General features: G+C 45.9%; 12 protein-coding genes and 1 riboswitch. Of the genes, 1 reads left to right on the forward strand and 11 read right to left on the reverse strand.

Features of this window, described 5'->3' with window-relative positions:
• The 9 genes from HP456_RS11315 to HP456_RS11355 all read right to left on the reverse strand — a co-directional run.
• Positions 1-1,179, reverse strand: a 1,179-nt coding sequence (locus HP456_RS11315) for a UvrA family protein (protein ID WP_512698748.1), incomplete at its 3' end; no start/stop codon positions are given.
• Positions 1,180-1,186: 7 nt separating this feature from the next.
• On the reverse strand, positions 1,187-3,169 hold the full coding sequence (gene uvrB / locus HP456_RS11320; RefSeq protein WP_172251102.1) for an excinuclease ABC subunit UvrB: 1,983 nt from the start codon (positions 3,167-3,169) through the stop codon (positions 1,187-1,189).
• Positions 3,170-3,652: 483 nt separating this feature from the next.
• Positions 3,653-3,886 carry a CsbA family protein gene (locus tag HP456_RS11325; RefSeq protein WP_172251120.1) on the reverse strand — a complete coding sequence of 78 codons (234 nt, stop codon included), beginning with the start codon at positions 3,884-3,886 and terminating at the stop codon, positions 3,653-3,655.
• A 66-nt stretch (positions 3,887-3,952) separates the two neighbouring features.
• On the reverse strand, positions 3,953-4,594 hold the full coding sequence (locus tag HP456_RS11330; RefSeq protein WP_172251104.1) for an HD domain-containing protein: 642 nt from the start codon (positions 4,592-4,594) through the stop codon (positions 3,953-3,955).
• Between the two features lie 66 nt (positions 4,595-4,660).
• Positions 4,661-5,431 (reverse strand): alpha/beta fold hydrolase, encoded by a 771-nt coding sequence (locus tag HP456_RS11335; protein ID WP_172251106.1) that lies wholly within the window; start codon positions 5,429-5,431, stop codon positions 4,661-4,663.
• Positions 5,432-5,508: 77 nt separating this feature from the next.
• Complete coding sequence (locus HP456_RS11340; protein ID WP_172251108.1) at positions 5,509-6,681, reverse strand: phosphoglycerate dehydrogenase; 1,173 nt, start codon at positions 6,679-6,681, stop codon at positions 5,509-5,511.
• Positions 6,668-7,765, reverse strand: a complete 1,098-nt coding sequence (gene serC / locus HP456_RS11345) for a 3-phosphoserine/phosphohydroxythreonine transaminase (RefSeq protein ID WP_172251110.1) — start codon at positions 7,763-7,765, stop codon at positions 6,668-6,670. The genes HP456_RS11340 and serC overlap by 14 nt, the downstream gene beginning before the upstream one ends.
• Before the next feature lie 268 nt (positions 7,766-8,033).
• Positions 8,034-9,356, reverse strand: a complete 1,323-nt coding sequence (locus HP456_RS11350) for a TrkH family potassium uptake protein (protein WP_172251112.1) — start codon at positions 9,354-9,356, stop codon at positions 8,034-8,036.
• A 3-nt stretch (positions 9,357-9,359) separates the two neighbouring features.
• Positions 9,360-10,016: a potassium channel family protein gene (locus HP456_RS11355; protein WP_172251114.1), complete on the reverse strand. Its 657-nt coding sequence runs from the start codon at positions 10,014-10,016 to the stop codon at positions 9,360-9,362.
• A 270-nt stretch (positions 10,017-10,286) separates the two neighbouring features.
• A riboswitch (cyclic di-AMP (ydaO/yuaA leader) is annotated at positions 10,287-10,415 on the reverse strand.
• 201 nt (positions 10,416-10,616) lie between these two features.
• Between HP456_RS11355 and HP456_RS11360 the strand changes: the two genes are divergently transcribed.
• On the forward strand, positions 10,617-11,474 hold the full coding sequence (locus HP456_RS11360) for a DUF1206 domain-containing protein (protein WP_172251116.1): 858 nt from the start codon (positions 10,617-10,619) through the stop codon (positions 11,472-11,474).
• A 366-nt stretch (positions 11,475-11,840) separates the two neighbouring features.
• Here HP456_RS11360 and HP456_RS11365 read toward each other — a convergent pair whose 3' ends face one another.
• Positions 11,841-12,875: an ABC transporter permease gene (locus HP456_RS11365; RefSeq protein WP_246288966.1), complete on the reverse strand. Its 1,035-nt coding sequence runs from the start codon at positions 12,873-12,875 to the stop codon at positions 11,841-11,843.
• Positions 12,872-13,744 (reverse strand): ABC transporter permease subunit, encoded by an 873-nt coding sequence (locus HP456_RS11370; RefSeq protein WP_172251118.1) that lies wholly within the window; start codon positions 13,742-13,744, stop codon positions 12,872-12,874. The genes HP456_RS11365 and HP456_RS11370 overlap by 4 nt, the downstream gene beginning before the upstream one ends.
• Positions 13,745-13,823: the final 79 nt, after the last annotated feature.

Consider the following 13,823-nt stretch of genomic DNA (forward strand, 5'->3'; position numbering starts at 1 on the left):
GATATAGTCCGAGCTTGTTTCCCGGTAACGGCGCTCTATATTTTTCATGACCCCTTCAAAGCGAAGATAGTTTTCGCGCACTTGACCGAAGTCGTTTTCGTAACGGAAATAGATCTCGTCTTTGCCGGAGCCTTTAAGGATTTTATCCATTTTATCTTTCGGTATATCTTTGACGGGAACATCCATCGGGATGCTGTAGTGGTCACATACCGCTTTCAGCAGGGATGGATAATATTGAGAGCTGGCCGGCTCCCATGGAGCGATCGCATGCTCATTAAGGGTGCGGTCCCAATTAGGGATGACCAGTTCTTTATCCACTTCAAGTTTGGTCCCCAGTCCGTCACAGCTTGGACATGCCCCGAAAGGACTGTTGAAGGAGAACATCCTCGGCTCAAGCTCCGTAATCGAGAATCCGCAATACGGACAGGCATGATGCTCACTGAACAGAAGTTCTTCCTCCCCGATCACATCGATGACGACCTGACCTTCCGCCAGACGGAGAGCTGTTTCCAATGAATCGGATAATCGTGCTGCCACGCCGTCTTTCACGACGATACGGTCAATGATTACTTCGATTGTATGTTTTTTATTCTTTTCAAGTATGATTTCCTCGCCGAGATCCTGGACTTCCCCGTTAACGCGGACACGGACGAACCCCTGCTTCTTGATGTCTTCAAGCGTCTTGGCATGGGTCCCTTTGCGGCCGGATACGACAGGGGCAAGCACCTGAAGCTTTGTACGTTCAGGGTACTCAAGAATTCTGTCGACCATCTGCTCGATTGTCTGGGAAGAGATTTCGATGCCGTGATTCGGACAGATCGGCTTTCCTACACGGGCGAATAACAGCCGCAGATAATCATAAATCTCGGTTACCGTCCCTACTGTTGAACGGGGATTCTTGCTTGTCGTTTTCTGGTCGATCGAAATGGCCGGGGACAATCCTTCGATTGAATCAACATCCGGTTTATCCATCTGACCAAGGAACTGACGCGCATAAGCAGACAGCGACTCGACATAACGTCTCTGCCCTTCTGCATAAATCGTATCGAACGCAAGCGACGATTTCCCGGATCCGGACAAACCAGTCAGGACGACCAGCTTATCCCTGGGAATTTTAATATCTATATTTTTTAAATTATGAGCTCTGGCTCCTTGTACGATAATTTGGTCTTTGGCCATTCCTGTTTCATCCTTCCGCCTTTAGCTCAAGAATGGTGTCACGAAGCTGGGCTGCACGTTCAAAGTCGAGCGCCTTGGCAGCTTCTTTCATTTCCACCTCTAAGCTAGCAATAAGTTTTTGTCTCTCCGGTTTGGACATATTCGAAACCTTAGTCTCTTTCCCCTCATAGATCCCTGCTTCTTCTGCGGCATGAGTGGCACGGATGACATCCCTGATTTCTTTTTGAATCGTCATCGGTGTGATGCCGTGTTTCTCATTGTGTTTTTCCTGGATTTCACGACGCCGCGCCGTTTCGTCGATCGCTTTCTGCATGGAATCGGTCATTTTATCCGCATACATGATGACCTTACCGTTCGAGTTACGTGCAGCACGGCCAATCGTCTGGATGAGTGATCGTTCGGAACGCAGGAATCCTTCTTTGTCTGCATCGAGAATCGATACAAGCGAAACTTCAGGAATATCGAGACCTTCACGCAGCAGGTTGATTCCAACCAGGACATCAAATTTTCCGAGGCGGAGATCACGGATGATCTCGATTCGCTCAAGCGTCTTGATTTCAGAGTGGAGGTATTGAACCTTGATGCCGATCTCTTTTAAATAAGCGGAAAGATCTTCTGACATTTTCTTCGTCAATGTCGTGATGAGCACTCGCTCATTTTTCTCGATCCGTTCATTGATTTCGCCGAGAAGGTCATCAATCTGCCCTTCAATCGGACGCACTTCGATAATCGGATCCAAAAGTCCGGTCGGACGGATGATCTGTTCGATCATTTCAGGGCTGTGTTCAAGTTCGTATGGTCCCGGTGTCGCTGATACGTATAGCAGCTGCTGTACTTTCTCTTCAAATTCCTCAAATCGCAGCGGCCGGTTGTCCATCGCTGAAGGCAGACGGAAACCGTGGTCGACCAGCACCTTTTTACGTGCCTGGTCCCCATTGAACATCCCCCTGATCTGGGGAAGTGTCACATGGGACTCATCGACGACAATCATGAAATCATCGGGAAAATAATCAAGCAATGTATAGGGTGTGGAACCCGAAGGCCTTAGCGTCAAGTGGCGGGAATAGTTCTCGATTCCCGAACAGAAGCCCATTTCACGCATCATCTCGAGGTCATAGCGCGTTCTCTGTTCGAGACGCTGAGCTTCAAGAAGCTTCCCATCTTCCTTCATGACCGCTAATTGCTCTTCCAATTCTTTTTCGATATTTTTAATCGCCACCTGCATCTTTTCTTCCCTGGTAACGAAGTGGGAAGCCGGGAAGATGGCAACATGATCACGGTCACCCATGATTTCACCGGTCAGTGCATCAACCTCGCGGATACGATCGATTTCATCCCCAAAGAACTCTACGCGCATACAGTGTTCGTCACGCGAAGCCGGGAAGATTTCCACTACATCGCCGCGGACACGGAATGTTCCGCGTTTGAAATCGATATCGTTCCGTTCATATTGGATATCCACAAGCTTTCTCAGGAGCTGGTTTCGTTCAATCTCCATCCCGGTACGCAGGGAGAGCACAAGCTCACGGTATTCTTCCGGGTTACCCAATCCGTATATGCAGGAGACGGATGCAATGATGATGACATCTCTCCGTTCGAATAATGCTGAGGTGGCAGAATGGCGGAGTTTATCGATTTCATCATTTATGCTCGCATCTTTTTCTATAAATGTATCGGTTTGAGGAACATATGCCTCGGGCTGATAATAATCGTAGTAGCTGACGAAATATTCGACGGCATTATCAGGGAAAAAATCCTTGAACTCGCTGTAGAGCTGTCCGGCAAGTGTCTTATTGTGGGCAATAATCAATGTCGGTTTCTCCACTTTATGAATCACGTTGGAAACGGTAAAGGTCTTACCGGTACCCGTTGCCCCGAGGAGCGTCTGATGACGTTTCCCTTCATTAACTCCCTGAACCAATCTGTCAATCGCCTTGGGCTGATCGCCCTCCGGCTTGTATTTAGACTTTAACTGAAATTGTTCCTTCACCGTGAAACCTCCTATAATAAAGGATCCGTACCTTGTTATTTACCTATTTATTCACATAATAAACACAGTCCATTCATCTATACACATTCTACCACATTTCATACAGCAATAACCAACAAAAAGCGAACAAAAGTTCGTTTGTTTTTATGAATTGTGGATAAAGTGGAGTTTCGTTACATACAGAACGTTTGAGAATGGGGATAAGTAGTTTGCATTTGGTCAATTTATACTACTCTTCCCGCTTTAAAGCTGTTTGGAACTGGCCATACACACAAGTTGTGAATAACTTTGTGAATAACTTATAAAAACCTGTGGAAAATAACTCTTTTTATCCACAATAAGGTGGATAACTTGTGAATATTGTGTATGAACACGTATTCACATTGTGGGTATTTTATTTCCCAATTCACTTATGCACAAAATTAAACGACTTATCCACAATACACAAAAAAAAATGCCTGCGCACCGTTTCATCCACAGTGTTCAGGCATCTTCTCTTGCTTTGTTCATCATTTGATTGCTGTACCAGAATCCTATCGTCAATGATGCGGCGTCGACAACGATCAGCCACCAGGAATCTGTATATCCTTTATAAACAGATGCAGCAATCAGTGCTACGGTAAGTATGAGTCCGACATAGTGATTGTACGTGACTCTGGTAAACAGAACCACCAGCAATCCCGGCAGAAAGATTCCTAGAATGATTTTAGACACGATCCACTCTCCTTGAAGGGAATAACCATATTTTAACGAATATGCTTCGCATTGGAAAGGAATTTCTCCTTATTCGTCACCGGAGCGGATCAATCGTTCTGTGCGTTCTTTCAATTCACTGTGGGGGATGAACTTCTCGGAGAGCATGTCCGGAAGTATATACTCGAGGAAGTATTGGACACACTCCAGTTCTTTGAACTTCACGATTGTTGACAGTGTCTCCTGATAGATTTCCATGAATAACGGCTCGGGATTGCCTTTTTGGATCTCTCCAAACGATTCATACAAGAGGTCGATTTTGTCAGCTACTGAAAGGATTCTCCCTTCCAGAGAAGCGTCTTTTCCTTCTTTGAACCTCCCTCTGTATACCTCCTGAAATTGCTGGGGGAATTCTGTAGAGATGAATTTCTTCACCATCTCATCCTCAACCTGGCTGAACAGATCGCGTAATTCCTCCGAGGCATATTTAACAGGTGTCTTAATGTCGCCTGTAAACAGTTCGGCATAGTCATGATTGAGTGCCTTTTCATAGAGAGTTTTCCAGTCGACCACTTGTCCATTCTGTTCCTCGACAGTCCCCAGGAATTGGGCGATTTTGGTCACTTTGAAGGAATGGCTTGCAACATTATGCTCATGATATTTAAAACGCCCCGGACAGCGGACGAGTGTCTCAAGGTCCGAAAGACTTTTGAAATAATGATGGATTCCCATTGTATTCTCCTCTCTTTATTTTAATCCCGGGATGTACTTTACCCTATTCTCTTTAAAAGAAACAACTCAACCCTTTTTCAGCAGTTCCTCCACTTCGCCCTGCAGGATGGCATTGAGTGCATCATGGTAAAGGGTCGGAATCTGGTGGGAGGCACCGGGGATGATATATATTTTTTTAGAGTGACAATCCTTGTAGCACTCCATTTGATCGTTAACCCAATCTGATTTTTCCCCATAGATCAAGAGAAGCGGCATTTTGCATCGGTTTATTTCCTCAATTCCGTCATATTGAAGGGACTGTTTGTAAAAATGGTACCAGATCTCCGGATTCGCTTTGTTCATGTGAAGGACAAGCTGTGCTCGTTCTTCCTTGCTTTTTGTATGTGCCTTGGAAATGAGTTTGGCGAGGCGGACTGGATGATTCCGGACCAATTTCATCCCGATTAGATGCATCAGCTTCAGCTTACTGTGTATCACTTTAGGATAAGCTCCGATCAGAATGAGAGAACTTACTTTATCTTTGTATGCAGCGGCAAATCGTTGTGCCACGATTCCCCCTGCCGAATAGCCGATCAGGACACATGCAGATATCTTTAAATGATCGAGGAGATAGTTGATTTCATCCGCATAAGATTCAATGCTGACGAAAGTCTCCATTGACGGTGAATCTCCATGTCCCGACAAATCGGGGATGATCAGCCGGAAATGCCGGGCAAGAGTATGTTGTTTGGAGAAAACGATCCGTCCCATTCCAGGCGGATGAATAAATACAAGGGGTGTCCCCTTTCCTATATCATCGAAAAATAATGTGGATCCCTGATAGGATACGCTTGGCATAGATTAAAACCTCCCTTAATCCGAGTTAGTGTCTATTACACATTCTTCTCGGGTTAAGGGAGTTCTAGTCACACTATTTAGATGAGTCGAACCGATACAACGCCTTCAATGGCTTTCAAATTGGTTTTCACATCGTTTTGTTCTTCTTCTGTCAGTTTCTGGTCAAGGTCAATCATCGTGTACGCCCATGTGTTTTTACTGCGGTTGATCATGTCGGCGATGTTGACCGCATATCCGGATAGAGTGGTGGTGATGCCGCCGACCATGTTCGGGATGTTTTGATGCATCACGGTCACCCGCATTTTCCCGCTGTACGGAAGTTCCACATTAGGAAGGTTGACGGCATGTTTGATATTCCCGGTTTCCAAATACCTTTTCAGTTGTTGTGTCGCCATAACGGCGCAGTTTTCTTCCGACTCAATGGTTGATGCCCCGAGATGGGGGACCGGCACCACATTGTCCAGCTTCAACACATACTCATTTGGGAAATCGGTGACATATCTTCTGACGGTACCGGCTTTTAATGCTTCTCCCAGGGCATGTTCTTCCACAAGCTCCCCTCTGGAGAAATTCAGGAGGGTGATGCCTTTCTTCATGCGCTGAAAGCTCTCATTATTCACGAAATATTTCGTTTGATCTGTCAGCGGCATGTGGAAGGTGACAAAGTCGCATTGCGCCCATACGTCTTCGATATTATGCGCACGTTTCACATCCTGGGACAATCTCCAAGCTGCATCGACCGAAATGAACGGATCGTATGCGACAACGTCCATGCCGAGTGCCAGTGCATCGTTCGCAACGAGCACACCAATGGCTCCAAGCCCTACTACTCCGAGCTTTTTCCCTTTGATTTCACTTCCGACAAATTCCTTCTTTTTGGACTCGACGACAGTTGATACATCCTCCTGGTTATGAAGCGTTTTTGCCCAGCCAACCGCTGAATAAAGGTTCCGTGAAGAAGCGATCAGATTTGCAAGTACAAGTTCTTTAACGGCGTTTGCGTTAGCACCGGGCGTGTTGAATACGACGATCCCTTTTTCTGTGCAGGAGTCCACCGGGATATTATTGACACCTGCGCCGGCACGGGCAATCGCTTTTAAAGACGGAGGGAACGTGAAGTCATGAAGATTCTGGGAACGTACCAGAAGCCCGTCCGGATCTCCTTCTCCATTCAAGTGGTAATTGATGTCGTCCTCTATTAATGATAACCCGCTCTTTGATATCGCATTGTACGTATTAATTGAAAGCATGTTGATCCTCCTTCACTTCGTTCTGTTCAAAGTTCTTCATGAATTCCACAAGCGCCTTTACCCCTTCAATCGGCATGGCGTTATAAAGGCTGGCACGCATCCCGCCTACTGACCGGTGACCTTTCAGAAACTCAAATCCGGCTTGTTTGGCTTCTTTTAAAAATCGGGCGTTCACTTCATCATTGTTTGCCGTAAATGGAATGTTCATCAGTGACCGGTTTGCTTCAGTGACATGATTTTGAAAAAGTCCGGATTGATCGATATAGGAATACAGGAGATGTGCTTTTTCCTGATTGCGTTCTTCCATTCCCTCTACCCCGCCGTATTCCTTCACCCATTCGAGCACAAGTTTCAATACATATATGGAGAAAGTCGGCGGTGTGTTAAATAGTGAGCCATGTTTGACATACGTTTCGTAATTCAGAAGTGCGGGACAATAATCCGGGGCATCCCCGACCAGATCTTCCCTGATGATGGCGACTGTCACCCCGGATGGACCCAGGTTTTTCTGGGCCCCTGCGTATATGAGACCGAATTTCGAAACATCGAGCTTCTCTGAAAGAATATGAGATGACATATCGGCAACCAGCGGGATATCCCCAGTATCCGGATATTCAGCGAAACGCGTTCCTTCTATTGTATTATTCGAGGTGATATGTACATACCGGCTGTTTCCAGAGAAATCCTTTGCCGTATAAGACGGAATGGCGGTTTGAGCATCCGGCGTATGCTTCCTTATTTCCCCGACTTTATCCGCTTCTTTCACCGCTTTCCCTGACCAGCTGCCCGTCACGATATACTCGGCTGTTTCATCAGATCCGAGAAGATTCAGCGGGACCATGGAGAATTGAAGGGAAGCTCCTCCCTGCATAAACAAGACGTGATAATTTTCCGGAATCGAAAGCAGTTCTCTCAGCAATGCTTCCGCCTGATCGATAATCTGTTGAAATGGGGCAGACCGATGGCTGAGCTCCATCACGGACATGCCAGTGCCTTCATAATCAAGCAGTTCATGCTGCACCTTTTCAAGCACTGAGCTTGGCAGCACTGCCGGTCCGGCCGAGAAATTATAAACAGTTTTCATGAACAACACCACCCTGTAAAAAGTTCAGAATTTTTCCACATTATATTGAACACTTCATCTTCCGTCAATCTCACTCACCCCACATGTAAACGCTTAAATACCCCCCTTTTTGTCAAATTGCATACCCATTGTATTGTTATTGTGAATTTTGAGAATAAATTGAAGGACAGTCCTCAATTGCTTTAAAGCGCTGAGGAGTCGCTCCTTAAAAGCGAGGCAGACATAACGAAAACCAGTGCTGGAAAGCAGGCACTGGTTTTAGTTGATTTCACCCTGTCAATATATCTTCCTTCGGATAACGAATTTTCTCCTTATCCGGTTTTGATAATGAAAATGCAAGGGTTAGCGGGCCGAGTTTGCCGATGAACATGACGACGATGATGACGCTCTTCCCTATGTCTGTAAGGGAACCGGTGATACCCATGGACAGGCCGACGGTTCCGAATGCCGAGACGATTTCAAAGAGAATCGGCAGGAATTCCGCTCCTTTTTCGGAGATATTCATGATGAATAAAGCGGTGAATACCAGAAACACACTCATCATGGAAACAGCTAATGCCTTGAAAATATGAAATTCGCTGATTGTCCGGCGGAACAGGCGGATTTCACGTTTTTCTTTCAGAAAGGCAAAAACACTCAAAGATATGACCACAAATGTCGTCAGCTTGATCCCTCCGCCTGTCGATGCACTTCCTGCCCCGATAAACATGAGCAGGATCGTCAATAAAATGGAATCCCTCTCCATACTTGCGTAATCAAGCGAATTGAACCCCGCTGTACGAGGAGTGACTGCCGAGAAGTATGCTGCCTGCAGCTTATCGAAAAGAGTCATATTGGCGAGTGTATCGGGGTTGTTGTATTCTAAAATAAAAAGGATGATCATGGCTCCCGTATTGATGATCAACGTACCCCACAACATGATCTTCGTATGAAGAGACAGTTTTCTGAATGACCTCGTCTTATAAAGATCAACGAGCACCGTGAACCCGATTCCCCCGATGATGAACAAGGACGAGATGACAAGATTCACTGTCGGATTATCCACATACCTCATCAGGCTGTCTTCCCAGATGGAAAATCCCGCGTTATTAAAAGCCGAAATGGAATGAAATAAACTGACATACAGGCCTCTGCCCCATCCATATTCAGGCACCCATTCGACTGCGAGCAGCACGACCGCGGCAGCTTCCACCGTAAAAGAAAAGACAAATAAATATTTTACAAGTTTAATGACGCCGCCGACAGACGACTGATTTAATGCCTGCTGAATCAAAAGCCGCTCCTTGAACCCGATCTTCTTCCCAATCATCATAAAAATCAGGACAGCGAAGGACATAATTCCGAGACCGCCGATTTGGATCAGAAACATGATGACGATTTCCCCGAACAGTGTGAACACACTGCCTGTATCAACAACAATCAATCCAGTGACAGTCATCGCCGACACCGCCGTGAATAACGCATCCAGCATCGTGATGCCGCCCACTGTGGCAAATGGCAGCTTTAAAAGAAGCATCCCGAGTGTGCTGAAAAAGATAAACGTGATCACCAGAAGCTGAGGCGGGCTCCACTGTATGACTTTCCTCTTCATTCTTTATACACCTTCTTTTTCAAAGCGATTAATATCACGGTTATGACCGATCACAATCAGAAGGTCCTCCTTTTGAATGACTTCATCCGCAGGCGGTGACACGATGACTTCTTCACCGCGGTGAATGGCAATGATATTGCAGCCGTACCTTGCGCGCACATCTAATTCAATCAGATTTTTCCCTGCCACTTTCTTTGTAGCCAGCACCTCTACGATACTGTGTTCCTTCGATACTTCTATATAATCGATGATTTTTTCAGACGTAATATGGTGGGCGATCCTTCTTGCCATGTCCCTTTCCGGATGAATGACTTTGTCCGCGCCGATCTTATCCAGCACCTTCTGATGATACGTATTGGATGCTTTGACCCACACCTCTTTGACACCGATCTCCTTTAATTGAAGCGTCGTCAGGATGCTCGCTTCTACATTTTCCCCAAACGACACGATGACATGATCAAAATTCCGCAGACCGAGTGATTTCAGCACCGATTCGTCCATCGCATTCGCCTGGACCGCATGTGTCGCGACGTCCTGAAACTTTTGAACGACATCATGGTGGATATCGATGGCAAGCACCTCCACATTGAGATGGGCGAGCTCTTGAACTAGATTTCCTCCAAAACGTCCCAGCCCGATGACGGCAAATTGTTTTTTCATGATGTGTACCCTCCAAAACCTTTTTATTAGCTTATCCATTTGGCGCTATTAAACACCGCCGTTGATTTCCGTGCAACAGCTGAAACCAGTTAAAAACAAAGACATAAACCGAGCAAGCCATTTAGACTATCTCAGCCCATAATGTATTCCTCGTGAGGACAGCATTCAAACACGTTACGAAATACCCGTTAAGCAGGTATTTCACAAAAAAACAGCACAAAAAGACCACAAGGAATAAACCCTGCGGTCATCAATTTTTGATCACAAGTATCATCCTCTCCCATTACGCTTACGAGGTTAGCTGACGGATTCGGGCGATGGAAGTAGCCCTACCTTAAATAAGGATTCACCCCTGTAACTCGGGTCCCCCGTTTCAAAAGAATTAAGCGATAAAGAATATATTCAGCTGTTTCCAAAAGAAAAGAGCTTCGATGATAGCTATAATACTCCTCTCATGCATCATTGTAAATATGTTTTTTGTAAAAATTTCTTCTCCGGAAATGGAGATGTTTTTCATACCATGGGAGGTTTCCATTTTACTACTATGGGGAAAACCCTTCATAAGTAACAGGAACGACGTACCAGAAAGGAAGAATGAAAATGGCCGATTTATCAGCAATCTCCTCAAAAGTCACAAGCGGTAAACGTTCTCCCTCCTCCCGGGATATCAAACCGTGGATCAGGGGATTTGCACGTGTTGGTTATATAGCAAGAGGAAGCGTTTATTTGATGATCGGTGCCCTGGCACTGATGGCCGCATTCGGTGCTGGCGGCAGCATGTCCGACTCAAGCGGAGCTTTCAGTGCAGTGGCACAGGCGCCGTTTGGGGAAGTCCTGTTATGGATCGTCGGCTTCGGAATCATCGGCATCGTCATCTGGAGTTTCATCGAAGCAATCAAAGATCCCGGACATTCAGACACCCTCATGAAATCAGCTTTAAGGAGGCTTACCCATATCACTAGCGGCATCATTTATGGTGCACTTTCCTACAATGCCTTCAAGATTGCGATGCATGCGAAAAGCGGTTCCGGCTCCGGATCCAAACAATCGTTATCGGCAAACTTGCTGACACAGCCTTTCGGTCAATGGATCATCGGCATCGTCGGCGCCATCATCACCGGGTTCGCCATTTACGAAATCTACAGTGCATTTGCGGGCACCTACACGAACGATTTCAAGCGACATGAAATGTCCGATAAGGAATGGGAATTGGGTAAGAAAACAGGGAAAATGGGATTAGTATCCCGCGGACTCGTCTTCTTGCTTGTCGGATATTTCTTCATTCAGACAGCCATCACCGCAGATCCCGATAAAACAAAAGGACTCGACGGCGCCCTTTCAAAAATCGCTCAGCAGCCATATGGCCAGTGGATCCTGGCGGTTGTAGCAGTCGGATTGTTCCTGTACGGAGTGTACCAGATCCTGAAGGGGAAGAATCGGCATTTGAGTATGTATTGAGCAGTAGTATTACCAGAGACCGCCTTGGCGATTTTTGCGGCGGTCTTTTTTTGCGGATTTATTTGTGGATATTTTTTGTGTGCTTTATTTTTTGTACCTAATTTGTGTACCTGGTACAACAGTGGTGTTTTGTACCAGGTACATTTGCGCTTAATTGTACCTGGTACAGATGGGTTTATTTGTACCAGGTACAATTAAAGTCGTGCCTGGTAAAGGTTCCGGTTCCGGGAACAAATTCCCAATATTGTGCCTGGCACAATCTGATGGTTTTGTTCCTGGCACAATCCTGCCTTTTTGTTCCTGGCACAATCTGAGCGATCTGTGCCTGGCACCAATCATCGATACAGGACGTCGGAATCATCACCATCACCCTCCGATCGAATCACCCTTGTGGGTCACCCGTTCAAAGTCTTTCCCTCGCACCTCGTACTCCTCTTCCTTCACATCTCCCTTATATTTCTCCTTGAACTTTTTATAATAGTACGAATGCCCCGAGTTTGCCCGCACGTATCCTTCCATCATAAGGGCGATGGCGAACATCGCACTTGCAAAGAACAAGATCGGAGTGAGCGGTACCCATGGTGCACCTTGGAGATACCGGAACGAATCGCCGATCAGCCCCGACCATTCATTGGTGGTGGACTGAGGCGGATCTGGGACAAAGGAATAATCGACGTCCGTCCCACCGACAAAGAGTTTCAGCAATCCAAGATGGATGAAGATGATCAGCGTCTGCATGATTTGCTGCCCAAAGAGGACGACCAGCTTGTCTTTTAACGAAGGAATGATATGCTTCATGATGATCCGGAGCTTGCTTGCCCCCAGTACTTTCGCGCTTAAGATGAATTCCTCCCTGTATACCATCGAGACTTCATTTCCCAACAGCGAAGAAATGATCGGTACGATGAGAAGTGTCAGTACCAGAATTTCAATGATGAATCGTTCCGTCATCGTGGTAGGAAATCCGTTGAACGGCTCCCATAATACAGGATGAAGCAGGAAGTACGCCAGGATCGATAATGGGATGTAGTGAAACGAATCGATTGTTCCGTTGATCGATTTTTTGAATCTTTGCAGATAGGTTCCGAGTACCAGTGCAATCGGCAGGGAGATGGCGACTCTCAAGAAAGCGATGATGAAGGACATGATCAGGGTGTACTTCGCCCCGATTAAAATTTTCCCCAGCATATCAAGACCAAGCGGATCGGTGCCGAACGGAAAATTCCATTTTGGCGAGATAGGAGCGGACTCGACCGGGAAACCATTTTCTGATATAAAATAGAGTCTCCTGACTTCATCATCCCACAGAATGGTGTACAGAAAACTTGCCAAAGTCAGCAATAACAAATATAGAAAGCCGGTCAGGAATAATGGATTTCTCCAAATACTGCGTCTCATCATAACTCCTCCCCTCTGTTGGCTTTACGGGAAAGGATATACTCCCCGATGTTATAAAACAGAAACAGCGGGATGAAGATGCTGAGCAGTGCAAGGGTGAATAATTTCGGCTGCAGTGTAGACATGAGAAATCTCGTAATACCCGGGATATTGAACAGCAGCTCAACGACAAACAAGTTGGAAAGCATGAACCAGACTGTTTTCTTCGATTGAAAAAATACAAAAATGACGGCATTTCTAAGGATATGTACGATTAAAATAAAAAAGCGGCCGAGTCCGATCGACTTTGCGAGCAGGACGTAATCCTTCTTCTCTTCTTTCTCGAATGTCAATATCGTCAGGCGGTACAATTGAATAGTCGGCAGGATTGCCAGGACAAGTATGGGAAGGAGATACACCTTCTCTTCATAGGTTGCTGCGATTCCAGCCACGATCAAGCCTGTTTGCTTGTAGTAATAGAGAAGCATAAGTTGAAGCAGCAGGATGATAAGGAGGTCAGGCAGTGTTTCAAGCAGATAGAAACCAAATTTAATAGAGTTTCTGACTTTTTCAGAGAACACCATGGTGAAGATCGTAAGAAGCACTGCCATCAGCATGGCAAGAAAAAAAGAAGAAAACAGGACGGTGAGCGAATACTGGATCGGTTCCCAGAGATAAGGAAATAATTCGCGTTCCTTCTGGCCGCCAATGACAATGTATGTCAAACCTGACGGATGTAAGATAGCGTCAATGATTTCACCGATTGTTGCCCAATAGTGAGCAAAGCGCCATTCACTATTGGCGATTCCCGAAACTAAAACGGGCAAACCGCCCATCAGGAGTATCCCGATGATGGAGAGAATGAACGTTTTCAAGATTTGCAGAATCCTCATTTAGTACCTCCAGAAAATGGAATAGTTAAATTATACCAAACTTAAGGGTGTATGCACGAAAAAATAGAGCAAAAAACAT

This window comes from Bacillus haikouensis (genome assembly GCF_013179555.1).
Classification (GTDB): domain Bacteria; phylum Bacillota; class Bacilli; order Bacillales; family Bacillaceae_B; genus Rossellomorea; species Rossellomorea haikouensis_A.

Bases quoted from the DNA above. Each gene is read 5' to 3' on its own strand.
- HP456_RS11330 (WP_172251104.1), bottom strand. From the start codon at position 4,594: ATGGGAATCCATCATTATTTCAAAAGTCTTTCGGACCTTGAGACACTC.
- HP456_RS11335 (WP_172251106.1), bottom strand. From the start codon at position 5,431: ATGCCAAGCGTATCCTATCAGGGATCCACATTATTTTTCGATGATATA.
- HP456_RS11340 (WP_172251108.1), bottom strand. From the start codon at position 6,681: ATGCTTTCAATTAATACGTACAATGCGATATCAAAGAGCGGGTTATCA.
- serC (WP_172251110.1), bottom strand. From the start codon at position 7,765: ATGAAAACTGTTTATAATTTCTCGGCCGGACCGGCAGTGCTGCCAAGC.
- HP456_RS11350 (WP_172251112.1), bottom strand. From the start codon at position 9,356: ATGAAGAGGAAAGTCATACAGTGGAGCCCGCCTCAGCTTCTGGTGATC.
- HP456_RS11355 (WP_172251114.1), bottom strand. From the start codon at position 10,016: ATGAAAAAACAATTTGCCGTCATCGGGCTGGGACGTTTTGGAGGAAAT.
- HP456_RS11360 (WP_172251116.1), top strand. From the start codon at position 10,617: ATGGCCGATTTATCAGCAATCTCCTCAAAAGTCACAAGCGGTAAACGT.
- HP456_RS11365 (WP_246288966.1), bottom strand. From the start codon at position 12,875: ATGATGAGACGCAGTATTTGGAGAAATCCATTATTCCTGACCGGCTTT.
- HP456_RS11370 (WP_172251118.1), bottom strand. From the start codon at position 13,744: ATGAGGATTCTGCAAATCTTGAAAACGTTCATTCTCTCCATCATCGGG.